Annotated in this window: 14 protein-coding genes; 2 read left to right on the top strand and 12 right to left on the bottom strand. The window is 58.8% G+C overall.

What is annotated here, in order from left to right; all coding sequences use genetic code 11:
• Window positions 1–113: 113 nt before the first annotated feature.
• The 9 genes from sucD to sdhC form a co-directional block, all read right to left on the bottom strand.
• On the bottom strand, window positions 114–995 hold the full coding sequence (sucD, locus tag M2397_RS05855; protein ID WP_003172813.1) for a succinate--CoA ligase subunit alpha: 882 nt from the start codon (window positions 993–995) through the stop codon (window positions 114–116).
• Window positions 995–2161, bottom strand: a complete 1167-nt coding sequence (gene sucC / locus M2397_RS05850) for an ADP-forming succinate--CoA ligase subunit beta (RefSeq protein ID WP_003233235.1) — start codon at window positions 2159–2161, stop codon at window positions 995–997. Before sucC ends, sucD begins: the two co-directional genes overlap by 1 nt.
• A gap of 204 nt (window positions 2162–2365) precedes the next feature.
• Complete coding sequence (gene lpdA, locus M2397_RS05845; protein WP_065924490.1) at window positions 2366–3802, bottom strand: dihydrolipoyl dehydrogenase; 1437 nt, start codon at window positions 3800–3802, stop codon at window positions 2366–2368.
• 101 nt (window positions 3803–3903) lie between these two features.
• The gene (odhB, locus tag M2397_RS05840; protein ID WP_065924489.1) at window positions 3904–5127 is read right to left on the bottom strand and encodes a 2-oxoglutarate dehydrogenase complex dihydrolipoyllysine-residue succinyltransferase; all 1224 of its coding nucleotides are present in this window, start codon (window positions 5125–5127) and stop codon (window positions 3904–3906) included.
• A gap of 44 nt (window positions 5128–5171) precedes the next feature.
• Complete coding sequence (locus tag M2397_RS05835) at window positions 5172–8003, bottom strand: 2-oxoglutarate dehydrogenase E1 component (RefSeq protein ID WP_131699465.1); 2832 nt, start codon at window positions 8001–8003, stop codon at window positions 5172–5174.
• Window positions 8004–8264: 261 nt separating this feature from the next.
• Window positions 8265–8969 (bottom strand): succinate dehydrogenase iron-sulfur subunit, encoded by a 705-nt coding sequence (locus M2397_RS05830; RefSeq protein WP_003172807.1) that lies wholly within the window; start codon window positions 8967–8969, stop codon window positions 8265–8267.
• A gap of 11 nt (window positions 8970–8980) precedes the next feature.
• On the bottom strand, window positions 8981–10753 hold the full coding sequence (gene sdhA, locus M2397_RS05825; RefSeq protein ID WP_053130512.1) for a succinate dehydrogenase flavoprotein subunit: 1773 nt from the start codon (window positions 10751–10753) through the stop codon (window positions 8981–8983).
• A 3-nt stretch (window positions 10754–10756) separates the two neighbouring features.
• The gene (gene sdhD / locus M2397_RS05820; protein ID WP_003172805.1) at window positions 10757–11125 is read right to left on the bottom strand and encodes a succinate dehydrogenase, hydrophobic membrane anchor protein; all 369 of its coding nucleotides are present in this window, start codon (window positions 11123–11125) and stop codon (window positions 10757–10759) included.
• Complete coding sequence (gene sdhC / locus M2397_RS05815) at window positions 11119–11493, bottom strand: succinate dehydrogenase, cytochrome b556 subunit (RefSeq protein ID WP_003172804.1); 375 nt, start codon at window positions 11491–11493, stop codon at window positions 11119–11121. Before sdhC ends, sdhD begins: the two co-directional genes overlap by 7 nt.
• A 364-nt stretch (window positions 11494–11857) precedes the next feature.
• Here sdhC and gltA point away from each other — a divergent pair, with 364 nt between their 5' ends.
• The gene (gltA, locus tag M2397_RS05810; RefSeq protein ID WP_003172803.1) at window positions 11858–13147 is read left to right on the top strand and encodes a citrate synthase; all 1290 of its coding nucleotides are present in this window, start codon (window positions 11858–11860) and stop codon (window positions 13145–13147) included.
• 240 nt (window positions 13148–13387) lie between these two features.
• On the opposite strand, the gene M2397_RS05805 is transcribed toward gltA, so the two are convergent.
• The 3 genes from M2397_RS05805 to M2397_RS05795 form a co-directional block, all read right to left on the bottom strand.
• Window positions 13388–15046 (bottom strand): cation acetate symporter, encoded by a 1659-nt coding sequence (locus tag M2397_RS05805; protein ID WP_131699466.1) that lies wholly within the window; start codon window positions 15044–15046, stop codon window positions 13388–13390.
• On the bottom strand, window positions 15043–15354 hold the full coding sequence (locus M2397_RS05800; RefSeq protein WP_027607054.1) for a DUF485 domain-containing protein: 312 nt from the start codon (window positions 15352–15354) through the stop codon (window positions 15043–15045). Before M2397_RS05800 ends, M2397_RS05805 begins: the two co-directional genes overlap by 4 nt.
• 262 nt (window positions 15355–15616) lie before the next feature.
• The gene (locus tag M2397_RS05795; RefSeq protein ID WP_131699467.1) at window positions 15617–16468 is read right to left on the bottom strand and encodes a glycine betaine ABC transporter substrate-binding protein; all 852 of its coding nucleotides are present in this window, start codon (window positions 16466–16468) and stop codon (window positions 15617–15619) included.
• 332 nt (window positions 16469–16800) lie between these two features.
• Between M2397_RS05795 and M2397_RS05790 the strand changes: the two genes are divergently transcribed.
• Complete coding sequence (locus M2397_RS05790) at window positions 16801–18354, top strand: glycosyl hydrolase family 17 protein (RefSeq protein WP_131699468.1); 1554 nt, start codon at window positions 16801–16803, stop codon at window positions 18352–18354.
• The last annotated feature ends 41 nt before the right edge of the window (window positions 18355–18395 follow it).

Genomic DNA, 18395 nt, shown 5'->3' with positions numbered 1-18395 from the left:
CACCGCTTTCGCGAGCAAGCCCCCTCCCACATTTTGATCTTCGCCAACTTCAGAATGCACAAAGGCCACCCGAAGGTGGCCTTTGCTGGTAAAGCGTCAGCTAAGCGCGAGGCTTACTTGACAGCCCAACCGGTCAGCTCAGCCAAGGCCTTGCCGATGTCTGCCAGCGAACGCACGGTTTTAACGCCTGCGTCTTGCAGTGCAGCGAATTTCTCGTCTGCAGTGCCTTTGCCGCCAGAGATGATTGCGCCAGCATGACCCATGCGCTTGCCCGCAGGGGCAGTCACACCAGCGATGTAGGAAACAACCGGCTTGGTCACGTGTGCCTTGATGTAGGCAGCCGCTTCTTCTTCAGCCGAACCGCCGATCTCACCGATCATCACGATCGCTTCGGTCTTCGGGTCTTCCTGGAACAGCTTCAGGATGTCGATGAAGTTGGAGCCTGGGATCGGGTCACCGCCGATGCCGACGCAAGTCGACTGACCGAAACCGGCGTCAGTGGTCTGCTTCACAGCTTCGTAGGTCAGGGTGCCGGAACGGGAAACGATACCGACTTTACCTGGCAAGTGAATGTGACCTGGCATGATGCCGATCTTGCATTCGCCTGGAGTGATCACGCCTGGGCAGTTAGGGCCGATCAGGACTACGCCCAGCTCGTCGCACTTAACTTTAGCGTCCAGCATGTCCAGGGTAGGAATGCCTTCGGTGATGCAAACGATCAGCTTGATGCCGCCGAATGCCGCTTCCAGGATCGAGTCCTTGCAGAAAGGAGCTGGAACGTAGATCACGCTGGCGGTGGCGCCAGTGGCAGCTACAGCGTCTTTCACGGTGTTGAACACTGGCAGGCCCAGGTGCTCGGTGCCGCCTTTGCCCGGCGTTACGCCGCCAACCATCTTGGTGCCGTATTCGATGGCTTGCTGGGTGTGGAAACTACCTTGCGAACCGGTAATACCCTGGCAGATAACTTTGGTGTCTTTATTGATCAGGACGCTCATTATTTGCCCTCCGCAGCTTTGACAACTTGTTGAGCAGCGTCGGTCAGGCTGGTAGCCGCGATGATGTTCAAACCGCTTTCTGCCAGTACTTTAGCGCCCAGTTCAGCGTTGTTGCCTTCAAGGCGAACAACAACCGGGATTTTAACGCCGACTTCTTTCACTGCACCGATGATGCCTTCGGCAATCATGTCGCAACGAACGATGCCGCCGAAGATGTTGACCAGTACTGCAGCGACGTTGGAGTCGGACAGGATGATCTTGAAGGCTTCGGTTACGCGTTCTTTGGTAGCACCACCGCCCACGTCGAGGAAGTTGGCTGGTTTGCCGCCATGCAGGTTGACGATGTCCATGGTACCCATGGCCAGGCCAGCACCGTTGACCATGCAACCGATGTTACCTTCCAGGGCTACGTAGTTCAGTTCGAACTTGGCAGCGTGCGCTTCGCGCGGATCGTCTTGCGACGGATCGTGGAAAGTCTTCAGCTTAGGCTGACGGTACATGGCGTTGGCGTCGATGTTGATCTTGGCGTCGAGGCAGTGCAGATCGCCGTCAGCCTTGATCACCAGCGGGTTCACTTCCAGCAGGGCCAGATCGTGATCCTGGAACAGTTTGGCCAGACCTACGAAGATCTTGGCGAACTGGGCAACTTGCTTGCCTTCCAGACCCAACTGGAAAGCCAGCTCGCGACCCTGGAATGGCTGGGCGCCAACCAGTGGATCGATAGTGGCTTTCAGAATTTTTTCTGGGGTTTCGTGAGCGATCTTCTCGATGTCCACGCCACCTTCGGTGGAAGCCATGAACACGATGCGACGGCTCGAACGGTCAACGACAGCGCCCAGGTACAGCTCTTTAGCGATATCAGTGCACGATTCAACCAGGATCTTGGTGACTGGCTGGCCATTGGCATCAGTCTGGTAGGTCACCAGACGCTTGCCCAGCCACTGCTGTGCGAAGGCCTTGGCGTCTTCTTTGCTGCGAACCAGCTTAACGCCGCCCGCTTTACCGCGACCACCAGCGTGGACCTGGGCTTTGACAACCCACTCGGTGCCGCCGATCTTGTCGCAAGCTTCTGCTGCTGCTTCCGGGGTGTCTACTGCGTAGCCCTTGGAAACTGGCAGGCCGTATTCAGCGAACAGCTGCTTACCCTGATACTCGTGAAGATTCATGCTTTTTACCGTCTTCGTTAGGTACTGCGCATTCGGCGCTGCGCTCATTATGAGTGCCGCGCCACCTGTGACTGCTGCTTGCGCAACTTGCGGGGCTCAAGGCCCGTAAAGCTGCGCAAGACTGCGTCCAGCGGATATTCCGCGGTGAGTCTTGCGCGCAAGGCTCACGACGGGCAACTCCGCCGTGGTTTCTTATTATCTCGCTTAGCGCTTCTTCTTGTTGGCGATGTGGATGGCATGACCATTCACTGCCAACGCGGCTTCGTGCAGCGCTTCGGACAGGGTCGGATGGGAGAAGACCATCATGCCGATGTCCTCGGCACTGGTGCCGAATTCCATACCGATCGCGCCCTGCTGAACCAGTTCTGCTGCGCCTGGGCCAATCACGTGGACGCCCAATACGCGGTCAGTCTTGGCATCAGCGATGACTTTGACAAAACCACCGGTGTCGTTGGCTGCCATGGCACGGCCAGAAGCGGCAAACGGGAAGGTGCCGACGTTAACTTCAACGCCTTCAGCTTTCAACTGCTGTTCGTTCTTGCCGACCCATGCAATTTCCGGGTGGGTGTAGATAACCGACGGGATCAGGTCGTAGTTCATCTGGGTTTTGTGACCCTTGATGCGCTCGACAACCATAATGCCTTCTTCGGAAGCTTTGTGCGCGAGCATCATGCCGCGAACCACGTCGCCGATGGCGTAGACGCCAGGAACGGTGGTAGCGCAGTGATCGTCAACGTGGATGAAGCCACGCTCGTCGATGTTCACGCCGCTGTCGGAAGCCAGCAGGTCGGTGGTCACTGGACGGCGACCTACGGCTACGATCAGCTTGTCGAAAGTGATGGTCTGTTCGCCATCCTTGTCGGTGTAGGTCACAACGACTTCTTCGCCGTTAACCTTAGAGCCGGTCACGCGAGCGCCCAGCTTGATGTCCAGACCTTGTTTGGTCAGGGTTTTCAGCGCTTCCTTGGACACTGCGGTGTCGGCAGCCAGCAGGAACGTGTCCAGGGCTTCCAGCACGGTCACTTCGGAACCCAGGCGGGACCAGACCGAACCCAGTTCCAGGCCGATCACGCCAGCGCCGATCACGCCCAGGCGCTTAGGCACAGCCTGGAATTCCAGGGCGCCGGTCGAATCAACGATCACGTTCTGGTCGACAGGAGCCGGTGGAATGTCGATTGGACGCGAGCCTGGAGCCAGGATCACGTTCTCGGCTTCGATGATTTCTACCGAACCGTCCGGCTTGGTGATTTCAACTTTCTTGCCGGCCAGCAGTTTGCCGTGGCCTTGCAGGGAAGTTACGCCGTTGGCCTTGAACAAGGTCGCAACGCCGGAAGTCAGGCCTTTAACGATGTTGGCTTTACGGCCGACCATTGCTGGCACGTCCATGGTCACGCCAGCATGGTTGATGCCGTGGATCGCGAAGCCGTCTTGGGCTTCGTGGAATTTCCAGGAGCTGTCCAGCAGCGCCTTGGAAGGAATGCAACCAACGTTCAGGCAAGTACCGCCCAGTGCCAGTTTGCCTTCCTTGTCGGTGTATTTTTCGATGCAAGCAGTCGAGAGGCCCAGTTGTGCGGCCTTGATGGCGGCAACGTAGCCGCCAGGACCCGCACCAATCACTACAACGTCAAATTTCTGCGACATGAAAATAGTTCCTCTATTTAGCAGCAAGCTTTCAAGCCGCAAGCCCCAAGCCCAACTGCCTTATCCGGCAATCTGTCACTTGAGGCCTGCAGCTGCTTCTATCAGATATCCAGCAGCAGACGAGCCGGGTCTTCCAGCAGGTTCTTGATGGTCACCAGGAAAGTCACGGCTTCTTTACCATCGATCAGACGGTGATCGTAAGACAGCGCCAGGTACATCATTGGGCGGATCACGACTTGGCCGTTGATGGCCATCGGACGCTGGATGATGTTGTGCATGCCCAGGATTGCAGCTTGTGGCGGGTTAACGATCGGCGTCGACATCATCGAACCGAAGGTACCACCGTTGGTGATGGTGAAGGTACCACCGGTCATCTCGTCGATGGTCAGCTTGCCGTCACGGGCTTTCTTGCCGAAGCCGGCGATGCCGCCTTCGATTTCGGCCAGGCTCATCAGCTCGGCGTTACGCAGGACCGGAACCACCAGGCCACGGTCGCTGGACACGGCAACGCCGACGTCTGCATAGCCGTGGTAAACGATGTCGCCGCCGTCGATGGAAGCGTTGACTGCCGGGAAGCGTTTCAGCGCTTCGGTGGCCGCTTTCACGAAGAACGACATGAAGCCCAGGCGCACGCCGTTGTGAGACTTCTCGAACAGATCCTTGTACTTCGAACGCAGGGCCATGACTTCGGTCATGTCGACTTCGTTGAACGTGGTCAGCATCGCCATGTTCGACTGTGCTTCAACCAGACGCTTGGCCACGGTGGCGCGAACGCGGGTCATCGGTACACGCTTCTCGGTGCGGTCGCCGGCAGCGAACACAGGCGCGGCGGCAGCCGGTGCAGCAGCCTTGGCAGGCGCGGCAGCCGGAGCGTTTTTCTTCGCTTCAACCGCGGCAACCACGTCTTCCTTGGTCACACGGCCGTCTTTGCCAGTGCCTTTGATGGAAGCCAGGTTGATGCCGTTTTCTTCAGCCAGCTGACGCGCAGCCGGTGCAGCGATTGGATCTTCGCCACCCGCAGCCGGAGCGGCAGCAGGCGCCGAAGCAGCGGCCGGTGCAGCAGCGGCAGCAGGAGCAGCGGCAGCGCTGCCCTCTTCGATCGAGCCCAGCACCTGGTTCGACAGAACGGTAGCGCCTTCTTCGGCAACGATTGCGCCCAGCACGCCGTCAGCTTCGGCCAACACTTCCAGCACGACTTTGTCGGTCTCGATGTCGACGATCAGGTCGTCACGCTTGACGGCCTCACCTGGTTTCTTGTGCCAGGTGGCAACGGTGCCATCGGCAACCGATTCCGGGAATGACGGGGCTTTGATTTCGATAGCCATTATCTGTGGGTCCTTAAAATTCGGTTTCAGTCAGCGCGAAGGCGTTAAACAGTGAAAGCATCTTGCAGCAGTTTTTCCTGCTGCTCGGCGTGCATCGACGCATAACCACACGCAGGTGCAGCGGAAGCATCACGGCCGGCGTACTCCAGGCCCAGGGCCTTGTTGTGGTTACCGATGCTGCGACGCAGGTGATGCTGGCTGCTGTACCAAGCGCCCTGGTTCATCGGTTCTTCCTGACACCACACCACATTCGTGAGGTTGGTGTAAGGCGCGATGATCTCCATGAGGTCATCTTCCGGGAACGGGTAAAGCTGCTCGATACGCACGATGGCGATGTCTTCGCGGCCTTCGGCACGGCGTTTTTCCAGCAGGTCGTAGTAGACCTTGCCGCTGCACAGGATCAGGCGAGTGACCTTGGCCGCGTCCAGCGTATCGATTTCTGGAATCACGGTCTGGAACGAACCGTCCGCCAGATCTTCCAGGGTCGAGATGGCCAATTTGTGACGCAGCAGCGATTTCGGGGTCAGCACTACCAGCGGCTTGCGCAGCGGGCGGATCACCTGGCGACGCAGCAAGTGGTAGATCTGGGCCGGGGTGGTCGGCACGCACACCTGGATGTTGTGCTCGGCGCACAGCTGCAGGTAACGCTCCAGACGGGCCGAGGAGTGCTCCGGACCCTGACCTTCATAACCGTGTGGCAGCAACATGGTCAGACCGCACAGACGGCCCCACTTGTGCTCGCCGCTGGTGATGAACTGGTCGATCACCACCTGGGCACCGTTGGCGAAGTCGCCGAACTGGGCTTCCCAGATCACCAGCGCCTGCGGCGTGGTGGTCGAGTAACCGTATTCGAACGCCAGTACGGCTTCTTCGGACAGGAACGAATCGTACAGGTCGAAACGCGGCTGGCCTTCGTACAGGTTCTGCAACGGGATGTAGGTGCCCGCGTCTTTCTGGTTGTGCAATACCGCGTGACGGTGCGAGAACGTACCACGGCCGATGTCCTGGCCGGTCATGCGGATCGGGTGACCTTCGAACGCCAGGGTCGCGTACGCCATGGTTTCGGCATAACCCCAGTTGATCGGCAGGCCGCCGGCTTGCATCTTCTGACGGTCTTCGTAGATCTTCGCAACCTGGCGCTGCACCACGAAGCCTTCCGGAATTTCCAGCAGCTTGGCGGACAGTTCCTGCAGGGTCTTGAGGTCGAACGAGGTGTCGTGACGCGCGGTCCAGGTGTGCCCCAGGTACGGACGCCAATCCACGAACAGCTCTTTGTTCGGCTCTTTGACCAGGCTTTTTACGACATGCAGGCCATTGTCCAGCGCGTTGCGGTATTCATCGATTTTCGCCTGAACACGCGCGTCATCCAATATACCGGCCTTGGTCAGGCTTTCGGCATACAGCTCACGGGTGGTGCGCTGCTTGGTGATCTGCTGATACATCAACGGCTGGGTGCCGCTTGGTTCGTCGGCTTCGTTGTGACCGCGACGGCGGTAGCAAACCAGGTCGATCACCACGTCACGCTTGAACTGCATGCGGTAGTCGACAGCCAGTTGGGTCACGAACAGTACGGCTTCCGGATCATCGCCATTCACATGGAGGATCGGCGCCTGGATCATCTTGGCAACGTCGGTGGCGTACTCGGTGGAACGCGCGTCCAACGGGTTGCTGATGGTGAAACCCACCTGGTTGTTGATGACGATGTGAACGGTACCGCCGGTCTTGAAGCCGCGAGTCTGCGACATCTGGAACGTTTCCAGGACCACGCCTTGACCGGCGAATGCCGCGTCACCGTGGATGGAAATCGGCAGGACCTTTTCACCGGTGGTGTCGTTACGACGATCCTGGCGAGCACGGACCGAACCCTCGACCACTGGAGAAACGATTTCCAGGTGGGATGGGTTGAAGGCCATGGCCAGGTGAACTTCACCGCCGGTGGTCATCACGTTGGACGAGAAGCCCTGGTGGTATTTAACGTCACCGGAACCCAGCTCGACCTTCTTCTTGCCTTCGAACTCGTCGAACAACTCACGCGGGTTCTTGCCGAAGGTGTTGACCAACACGTTCAGGCGACCACGGTGGGCCATGCCGATCACGATTTCCTTGGTGCCGTAGGAACCGGAACGCTGGATCAGCTCGTCGAGCATCGGAATCAGGCTCTCGCCGCCTTCCAGGCCGAAACGCTTGGTGCCCGGGTATTTGGTACCCAGGTATTTTTCCAGGCCCTCTGCTGCGGTCACGCGCTCAAGCAGGTGGCTGCGCACGTCGTCGGACAATACCGGGCGGCCGCGTACGCCTTCCAGGCGATGCTGGAACCAGTGGCGTTGCTCGGAATCGGTGATGTGCGTGAACTCAGCGCCGATGGTGCGGCAATATGTCTGCTGCAACGCTTCGTGAATTTCGCGTAGGCTCGCTTCCTCTTTGCCGATGAACAGGTCGCCGGCACGGAAGGTCGTATCAAGATCGGCATTGGTCAAGCCGTAATGATTGATCGACAGGTCTGCAGGTGCAGGACGCTGCCAGAGCCCCAGCGGGTCAAGCTGGGCCGCCTGGTGGCCACGCATCCGGTAGGCCTGGATCAGTCGCAGTACTTCAACTTGCTTCTTCTCGTGCTCACTGCTCACGCTTCCGGCGGAAACCGGCTGGGCGCGGCGCTGGTTCTTTGCCAGCAGCACGAACTGATCGCGAATTGTTGCGTGCGATACATCGGTGGCAGCGTTGCCGTCTGAAGACAACGTCTGAAATTTGGTGCGCCATTCTTCTGGCACAGCGTTAGGGTCGTGCAGGTAGAGCTCATAAAGCTCTTCCACATAGGCAGCGTTACCACCTGAAAGATAGCCGCTGTTCCACATGCGCTGCATCACGCTTTCTTGCATGCTTGGTCACCCTCGATTTGGGGACACCACCGGCGAAAACACCGAGTTTGCTTGCAAAAGGCCAAGTGCAGCGACCAAAACAAGCCACTTAGGATCACGCTGATAGTTCGGGTACCAACCCGAATGCCCCTGCTTGTCTCATTTCTTCAAAATAAGAGCCGCGGCTTTGTAAGTCGCTGCTCAAGTTAAAACTACGGCGCCGGTTGAAGCCTGCGCCGCAGCATTTACGGGCACAACGGTCCTGCCTTGTTACAACGTCAGTTACACGCCACTCTGCAGCAGCATGTTACGGATGTGACCAATGGCCTTAGTCGGGTTCAGGCCTTTGGGACATACGTTGACGCAGTTCATGATCCCGCGGCAGCGGAATACGCTGAACGGGTCATCCAGCGAAGCCAGGCGCTCGGACGTCTTGGTATCACGGCTGTCTGCCAGGAAGCGGTACGCTTGCAGCAGGGCAGCTGGACCCAGGAACTTGTCCGGGTTCCACCAGAAGGACGGGCAAGAGGTCGAGCAGCAGGCGCACAGGATGCACTCGTACAGACCGTCGAGCTTTTCACGCTCTTCAGGGGACTGCAGACGCTCGATGGCCGGAGCCGGCGTATCGTTCTGCAGGAACGGCTTAACTTTCTCGTATTGCTTGTAGAAGATGCTCATATCGACGACCAGGTCACGGATAACCGGCAAACCTGGCAGAGGACGAACGATCAGCTTGTTGCCTTTAACAACAGCAGACAGCGGCGTGATGCACGCCAGGCCGTTTTTGCCGTTGATGTTCATGCCGTCGGAACCGCAAACACCTTCACGGCAAGAGCGACGATAGGAGAAACCCTCGTCCTGCTCTTTGATCAGTGCCAATACATCCAGCACCATCAGGTCTTTACCACCGGTATCGACCTGGAACTCCTGCATGAACGGCGCAGCGTCCTGATCAGGGTTGTAGCGATAAACACTGACTTTCAACATGGCAGCCACCCTTAGTAAGTCCGAATTTTCGGTTCAAACGTCGGAACCGTCTTCGGCGAGAAGTTCACAGCACGCTTGGTTACGCGCTTGTCACCCGGGAAATACAGGGTGTGGCACAACCAGTTTTCGTCATCGCGATCTTCAAAGTCTTCACGAGCGTGGGCACCACGGGATTCTTTACGAACCTCGGCGGCGATCGCAGTCGCTTCAGCCACTTCCAGCAGGTTTTGCAGCTCAAGGGCTTCGATACGAGCGGTGTTGAACGCCTGGCTCTTATCGTTGATCTTGACGTTGGCGATGCGCTTGCGCAGATCGGCCAGCTGGGCAATACCCTTCTGCATGTATTCGCCGGTACGGAATACACCGAAGTAGTTCTGCATGCAGTTCTGCAGTTCGCGACGCAGGGTTGCCACGTCTTCGCCATCAGTCCGCTCGTTCAGAGCGTTCAGACGCGCCAGGGCGGCCTCAATGTTGGCGTCGGTGGCGTCATCGTATTCGATGCCGTCGGTCAGGGCTTTTTCCAGGTGCAGGCCAGCTGCGCGGCCGAATACCACCAGGTCGAGCAGCGAGTTGCCGCCGAGACGGTTGGCACCGTGCACCGATACGCAAGCCACTTCGCCTACTGCGAACAGACCGTGGATGATCTCGTCCACGCCGTCGGCGTTCTGGGTGATCGCCTGGCCATGAATGTTGGTCGGAACACCGCCCATCATGTAGTGGCAGGTTGGAACAACCGGAACCGGAGCAACCACTGGGTCAACGTGGGCAAAGGTCTTGGACAGTTCACAGATACCCGGCAGGCGGCTGTGCAGCACTTCTTCACCCAGGTGATCGAGCTTCAGCAGCACGTGGTCACCATTCGGGCCACAGCCGTTACCGGCGATGATTTCCTTAACCATCGAACGAGCAACAACGTCACGACCCGCCAGGTCTTTCGCGTTCGGAGCATAACGCTCCATGAAACGCTCGCCGTGCTTGTTGATCAGGTAACCACCTTCACCACGGCAACCCTCGGTCACCAGTACACCTGCGCCGGCGATGCCGGTCGGGTGGAACTGCCACATTTCGATGTCTTGCACCGGCACGCCGGCACGCAGAGCCATGCCGACGCCGTCACCGGTGTTGATCAGGGCATTGGTGGTCGACGCGTAGATACGACCTGCACCGCCAGTCGCCAGAACAGTAGCCTTGGCGCGGATGTAGGTGGTTTCACCGGTTTCGATGCAGATGGCGATCACACCGACGAACTCGCCTTGTGCGTTCTTGACCAGGTCAACCGCGTAGTACTCGTTCAGGAACGTGGTGCCGGCTTTCAGGTTGCCCTGATAAAGCGTGTGCAGCAACGCGTGACCGGTACGGTCGGACGCGGCGCAGGTACGGGCAGCCTGGCCGCCTTTACCGTAGTCCTTCGACTGGCCGCCGAATGGACGCTGGTAGATACGACCTTGTTCGGTACGGGAGAACGGCAGACCCATGTGGTCCAGCTCGAACACCGCGGCCGGGCCTTCCTGACACATGTATTCGATAGCGTCCTGGTCACCGATATAGTCGGAACCCTTGACGGTATCGTACATGTGCCAGCGCCAGTCGTCGTTCGGGTCGGCGGACGCGATGGCGCAGGTGATGCCACCCTGGGCCGATACGGTGTGGGAGCGCGTCGGGAACACCTTGGTGATCACGGCAGTCTTGTGACCGCCCTGGGCCAGCTGCAACGCCGCGCGCATGCCAGCACCGCCGCCACCAATAATGATGGCGTCGAATGAAATAGTTGGAATGTTAGCCATGAATCAGATACCCCAAAGAATCTGCACACCCCAGACGAAGTAAGCGAACATCGCGACGCCGCATACTGCCTGGAAGAGGAAACGGACTGCGGTCGCGGACTTGCCCAGCGCCATCGGCGTCAGGTAGTCAGTCGCGATGGTCCACATGCCGACCCAGGCGTGAGCGCCCAGGGCTACAAGGGCCAGCAGGCTGAAGATTCGCATCGCATTGTGGGAAAACAGCCCGTGCCATTGCTCGTAGCCAATGCCCGGGTTTGCGACGAGGTATCCGATCAGGAAAATGAAATAAGCCGCGAGAACGACCGCAGACACACGCTGCGCCATCCAGTCATAGAGGCCCGAACGCGATAGGTTCGTAACGCTGGTTACCATATCCAAACTCCTGCCAGAACGATCAGCACCACGGAAATGGCGATGATGATTTTCGAGCCCAGGCGGCCGCCTTCCAGCGTCTCACCGATGCCCATATCCATGATCAAGTGGCGCACACCGGCTACCAGATGATAAAGCAGAGCGGACAGGAGGCCCCATGCTACGAACTTGGCCAGCGGGCTGGTCAAGCATGCCTTCACCTCGGCGTATCCTTCCTCGGAACCCAGGGATTTGCTCAATGCATAAAGCATGATGCCCAAGCCCAGGAACAGGATGATGCCGGAAACACGGTGCAGGAACGACGTAACGCCGGTGATGGGGAGTTTGATGGTCCTTAGGTCTAGGTTTACAGGTCGTTGGCTATTCACGGCTTTTTTTCACACTGAAGAGCCCCTAACAATCAGGGCAAAGTTGTTGGGGAGTGCACTGGTCAGGTAAGCACCACCCAGGGAGTGCGACCCCCAATGAAAGCAAGCCCAAAAGCCCTTGGCGGTCGGTGGCCGAGTATAGACAGTTAGGTTACTAATGACAACGCGCGCTCCTCACCCTAATAGCGGATTGCGCTGGCGAGATAAAAGGCGTAAATGGCAGGCAATTTCGAGGAAAAAGTACGCTTAAAGCCTTCTGGGGCAAGACTTTAGGCAAATTGACATCTGAATTTATCTCACTATAGTGGTGCGGGCCCTGCGTGGGGGGTCTGTCTGATGATTTGAAGCATAAATAGGAGGCCACATGGCTGACAAAAAAGCGCAGTTGATCATCGAGGGCGCAGCCCCCGTCGAGCTGCCCATTTTAACCGGCACCGTTGGTCCCGATGTTATCGACGTACGGGGCCTGACGGCCACGGGCCGTTTCACTTTCGACCCAGGCTTCATGTCGACCGCCTCTTGCGAGTCGAAGATCACCTATATCGACGGCGACAATGGCATCCTGCTGCACCGGGGCTACCCGATTGAGCAACTGGCTGAAAAATCGGACTACCTGGAAACCTGCTACCTGCTGCTAAATGGCGAATTGCCAACAGCCGAGCAAAAAGCCCAGTTCGTCAGCACCGTGAAGAACCACACCATGGTTCACGAGCAGTTGAAGACCTTCTTCAACGGCTTCCGTCGCGACGCCCACCCGATGGCCGTCATGTGCGGCGTGGTCGGCGCCCTGTCGGCCTTCTATCACGACTCTCTCGACATCAATAACCCGCAGCATCGCGAAATTTCCGCGATCCGCCTGGTTGCCAAGATGCCGACGCTGGCCGCAATGGTTTACAAGTACTCCATGGGTCAACCCATGATGTACCCGCGCAACGACCTGACGTACGCGGAAAACTTCCTGCACATGATGTTCAACACCCCGTGCGAGATCAAACCGATCAGCCCGGTGCTGGCCAAGGCAATGGACCGGATCTTCATCCTCCACGCCGACCACGAGCAAAACGCCTCGACGTCCACCGTGCGCCTGGCAGGCTCTTCGGGTGCCAACCCGTTCGCCTGTATCGCCGCCGGCATCGCCGCGCTGTGGGGCCCTGCCCACGGCGGTGCGAACGAAGCCGTATTGACCATGCTCGATGAAATCGGCGATGTGTCCAACATCGACAAGTTCATCGCCAAGGCCAAGGACAAGAACGATCCGTTCAAGTTGATGGGCTTCGGTCACCGGGTCTACAAGAACCGCGACCCGCGCGCCACCGTCATGAAACAGACCTGCGACGAAGTGTTGAAGGAACTGGGCATCAAGAACGATCCGCAACTCGAACTGGCCATGCGCCTGGAAGAGATCGCCCTGACCGACCCGTACTTCATCGAACGCTCGCTGTACCCGAACGTCGACTTCTACTCGGGGATCATCCTCAAGGCGATCGGCATTCCAACCAGCATGTTCACCGTGATCTTCGCCCTGGCGCGGACCGTGGGCTGGATCTCCCACTGGAAAGAAATGCTCTCCAGCCCGTACAAGATTGGCCGCCCGCGCCAGCTGTACACCGGCTACGAGTCGCGTGACATTACCAAGCTGGAAGATCGCAAGTAAGCACCTTTTAGCAGCACCGAAAACGGCCTCCCTCAGTGGAGGCCGTTTTTATTTGTGTCGACTGATCTACCCCCATCGGGGCAAGCCCCCCCACATTGAACTGCATTCCAAATGATGTACTCGGTTAACTGTGAGAGGGGGGGTTGCCCCCGATGGCATTGGCACAAGCACCTTCATAACCTCCAGACAAAAAAATGCCCCGGCCTTTCGACCGGGGCATCTCTTTGTCCAGCTACAACCTTAGTGATTAACCGCCCCACTCGCCCCCAGGCCAGTCTGCGAACGCACAAACTGCGGGAAGTACAGTGCACGCTCTTTCTCTGCCGCCGCCGACTTGTCGGTGATGGAGAAGAACCAGATGCCGACGAACGCGATGATCATCGAGAACAGCGCCGGGTACTCGTACGGGAAGATGGCTTTTTCGTGATGCAGGATCGAGACCCAGATGGTCGGACCCAGGATCATCAGGCCAACGGCACTGACCAGGCCCAGCCAGCCGCCAATCATCGCGCCACGGGTGGTGAGGTTTTTCCAGTACATGGAAAGCAGCAGTACCGGGAAGTTACAGCTGGCGGCAATCGAGAACGCCAGGCCGACCATGAACGCGATGTTCTGGCTTTCGAACAGGATACCCAGACCAATCGCCAGCACGGCCAGGGCGATAGTGGTGATCTTCGATACGCGAATCTCATCCTTCTCGTTGGCCTTGCCCTTCTTGATCACGCTGGCGTACAGGTCATGGGACACCGCCGAAGCACCGGCCAGGGTCAAACCGGCAACCACTGCCAGGATGGTGGCGAAGGCCACAGCCGAGATGAAGCCCAGGAAGATACTGCCGCCCACCGCGTTGGCCAGGTGCACCGCCGCCATGTTGTTACCACCGAGCAAGGCGCCTGCAGCATCCTTGAACGCCGGGTTGGTACTGACCAGCAGGATCGCGCCGAAGCCGATGATAAAGGTCAGGATGTAGAAGTAGCCGATGAAGCCAGTGGCATACAGCACGCTCTTACGCGCTTCCTTGGCGTCACTTACAGTGAAGAAGCGCATCAGGATGTGCGGCAGGCCGGCGGTACCGAACATCAGTGCCAGGCCCAGGGAGAACGCGGAAATCGGGTCTTTCACCAGGCCGCCGGGGCTCATGATCGCTTCACCTTTAGGGTGAACCTTGATCGCCTCGGAGAACAGCATGTTGAAGTCGAAGTTGACGTGCTTCATCACCATCAGCGCCATGAACGAGGCACCGGACAGCAACAGCACCGCCTTGATGATCTGCACCCAGGTGGTCGCCAGCATGCCGCCGAACAGCACGTACATGCACATCAGGATCCCTACCAGGATCACCGCCACATGGTAGTCGAGGCCGAACAGCAGTTGGATCAGCTTGCCCGCACCCACCATTTGCGCGATCAGGTAGAACGCCACCACGACCAGGGAACCACAGGCCGACAGGCTGCGGATCTGGGTTTGCCCGAGGCGATAGGACGCCACGTCGGCAAACGTGTACTTGCCCAGGTTACGCAGGCGCTCGGCGATCAGGAACAGAATGATCGGCCAGCCCACCAGGAAGCCGATCGAGTAGATCAGGCCGTCGTAGCCAGAGGTGAACACCAGTGCGGAAATACCCAGGAAGGACGCGGCCGACATGTAGTCGCCGGCAATCGCCAGGCCATTCTGGAAACCGGTGATCTTGCCGCCGGCCGCATAGTAGTCGGCCGCCGAGTTGTTGCGCTTGGACGCCCAGTAGGTGATGCACAACGTCGCGCCGACAAAGGCCACGAACATCAGGATCGCTGCGATATTCAGCGGTTGTTTGTGCACTTCACCGGTCAATGCATCCGCCGCCCAAACAGCGGGCGCGAAGACCGAAGCGCCGAATACAGCCAATAGACGACGGATCATTGCGCAGCCTCCTTGAGAATCGCATTGTTCAGGTCGTCGAATTCGCCGTTGGCGCGTCGCACATAGATGCCGGTGAGGACAAAGGCCGAGACAATCAGCCCTACCCCGATGGGGATGCCCCAGGTGATGGATGAGCCGGGGCTGAGTTTAGCCCCCAGTACTTGTGGCCCGTAGGCGATCAACAGAATGAATCCGGAGTACAGCCCTAGCATGATCGCCGAGAGAATCCAGGCGAACCTTTCCCTTTTTCTCACCAGCTCCTTGAAACGCGGGCTGTTTTGAATCGAGAGGTAAATGCTGTCGTTCATTGTTTTTATCCTCGCAGCACAGCTTTTTTATTATTGGAACGTATCCACTGTATGCGGCTACGGAACAGGTTCCAGACGACCTTAGTAGTAGACGGAGTGTAGCGAGGGATTGAGAGGGCGCAGAAACATTTGCGGGTGACGAAAACAATGTGGGAGGGGGCTTGCTCCCGGTAGCGGCGAGCCAGTCAGATCATTGACGACTGACACTCCGCTATCGGGGGCAAGCCCCCTCCCACAGGGGGTGTATCAAGGCATTGGGGGGTTATTTACCGATCCATTCAGCAACGCGCTCAGGGTGCTTGGCAACCCAGTCCTTCGCGGCCGCATCAGGCTTGGCACCTTCCTGGATAGCGAGCATGACTTCGCCGATCTCATCCTTGGAGGCCCACTGGAATTTCTTCAGGAAGGCCGCGACTTCCGGCGCTTTCTTCTCCAGGCCCTTGCTGCCGATGCTGTTGACGGTTTCAGCAGCACCATAAATCCCTTTTGGATCGTCCAGGAAACGCAGTTTCCACTTGGCAAACATCCAGTGTGGCACCCAGCCGGTGACCGCAATGGATTCCTGTTTGTCTTCGGCACGGGTCAGCTCGGCGATCATCGCAGCACCCGAACTGGCTTGCAGTTTGTAGTCGAGGCCGTACTGCTTGATGGCTTCGTCGGTCTTGAGCATCACGCCTGAACCGGCATCGATGCCGACGATCTTGTTCTTGAAGGTGGTATCGGTCTTGAGGTCTTCAATAGACTTGGCCTTGACGTACTCCGGCACGATCAAGCCGATCTTCGCATCCTTGAAGTTGGGGCCGTAGTCGACCACTTTGTCCTTGTTCTTGGTCCAGTACTCGCCGTGGGTCACGGGCAGCCAGGCGGAGAGCATGGCATCGAGTTTACCGGTGGCCACGCCCTGCCACATGATCCCGGTGGCGACCGCTTGCAGTTTCACGTCATAACCGAGCTTTGCCTTGATCACCTCTGCCGCCACGTGCGTGGTGGCAACGCTGTCGGACCAGCCATCTACATAACCGATGCTCAGAGTTTTGCTGTCGGCGCTGGCCAGTGTGGAGCTCATCGCAACTACCAGAGTGGCAGCTGCGCCCAAGAGTCGTCGCATCTTCATCGTACTTCCCCGAAAGTGCTGCGCCCGACGGATGTCGAGCGACGTCAACCTGTTGTTATGTGGTGCGCCGCGCCCCCTTCACGCGCATCGATCCGGCTGCTGCGACATCAGTGGAGTGCTGACACGTCGATCATCAACCTGCCGGGGCCTTCGACCTGCTCTGTCAGCGACCTCATGCAAGCAAGAAACGACATCACATCGCCAGTAGGACTTTTCGTAGGACTTAACCCCACATTCCCGCCTGAACTTTGCATGTCAAAATTATGCAGCCCCACTGGGATAGCGCAAATCCGGGTAAGATGCGCGCCTTTGCTCCCCCAGATAAGCCGACCATGCCCGCGACTGCCCGCTTCCCTGCCCTGCCCTATTGCTTCGCTCTGATCCTCGGCCTGCTGGCCCTTGCTGGTTACTGGTATGGCCTCGGCCGGCCGGTGGTGCTGCCCGATGTGGCCAGTGCCAGTCACAAGCTGCAATGTGCGTCGTACACGCCGTTCGACAAGGACCAATCGCCCTTCGACCAACCGTTCAAACTGCGCCCCGAGCGCATGGACGCCGACCTCGCACTGCTGGCCACCCGCTTCGAATGCATCCGCACCTACTCCATGACCGGCCTGGAAGCCTTGCCGGACCTGGCGCGCAAGCACGGCCTAAAGGTGATGGCGGGCGCCTGGGTCAGCAGTGACCCAGTGACAACCGAAAAGGAGATCGACGAGCTGATCGCGTCCGCCAACGCCAACCCCGATGTGGTCACCTCCGTGATCGTCGGCAACGAAGCGCTGCTGCGCAAGGAAGTCACCGCCAAACAGCTGGTGACGCTGATCCATAAAGTCAAAAGCCAGATCAAGCAGCCGGTCACCTATGCCGACGTCTGGGAGTTCTGGCTGCAGCACCCGGAAATCGCTCCGGCGGTGGACTTCCTGACCATCCATCTGCTGCCGTACTGGGAAGATGACCCCTCCGGCATCGACCAGGCCCTCAAGCATGTGGGCGATGTACGCCAGACGTTTGGCAACAAATTCGCGCCCAAGGACATATTGATCGGCGAGACCGGCTGGCCCAGCGAAGGTCGCCAGCGCGAAACCGCAGTGCCGAGCCGGGTCAATGAAGCCAAGTTCATGCGCGGTTTCGTGGCCATGGCCGAAGCCAATGGCTGGCACTACAACCTGATCGAAGCGTTCGACCAACCGTGGAAGCGCGCCAGTGAGGGCGCCGTGGGCGGTTACTGGGGCCTGTTCGATGCCGATCGCCAGGACAAGGGGATCCTCGCCGGGCCGGTGACCAATGTGCCGTACTGGCCGCTGTGGCTAGGGGTGGGCGGGATTATCCTGCTGGGCACGTTGGTGCTCGGTGGTCGCGTTCGCAGCACTCGTGCCGCAATGGCCTTGCCACTGCTGGGTGTGGTGGCTGCCTGCTCCATCGGTACCTGGGCTGAACTGACCCGCGTGACTGCGCGCTTCAACGATGAGTGGGTATGGGCCGGTTTACTCGTGGCGCTGAACCTGCTGGTGCTGGCCCACGCGGCCCTGGCCCTGAGTGCCCGGAAAGGCTGGCGCGAACGGCTGTTCAACTGGCTGGAACAACACGCCGGCTGGCTGGTGGCAATCGCCGGGTTCGCCGGCGCAGTGATGATGCTGGCACTGGTGTTTGACCCACGCTACCGCAGCTTCCCAAGTGCAGCACTGCTGCTGCCGGCCTTGGTGTACCTGGTTCGCCCGGTGACCGGGCCACGCCGGGAGATCGCCCTGCTGACCTTTATCATCGGTGCCGGCATTGCGCCGCAGCTGTACCGCGAAGGTCTGCTGAACCAGCAGGCATGGGGTTGGGCGCTGGTCAGCGGGTTGATGGTTGTGGCTTTGTGGCGGTGCTTGCGGGTGCGCAAGACTTAAAACCGCTATCGGGGTCAAGCCCCCTCCCACATGAGAACGTA

This window comes from Pseudomonas sp. BIGb0381 (genome assembly GCF_024809815.1).
Taxonomy (GTDB): domain Bacteria; phylum Pseudomonadota; class Gammaproteobacteria; order Pseudomonadales; family Pseudomonadaceae; genus Aquipseudomonas.
The sequence above is the reverse complement of the archived record's forward strand: the minus strand, read 5'-3'. Positions and strand labels throughout refer to the sequence as shown.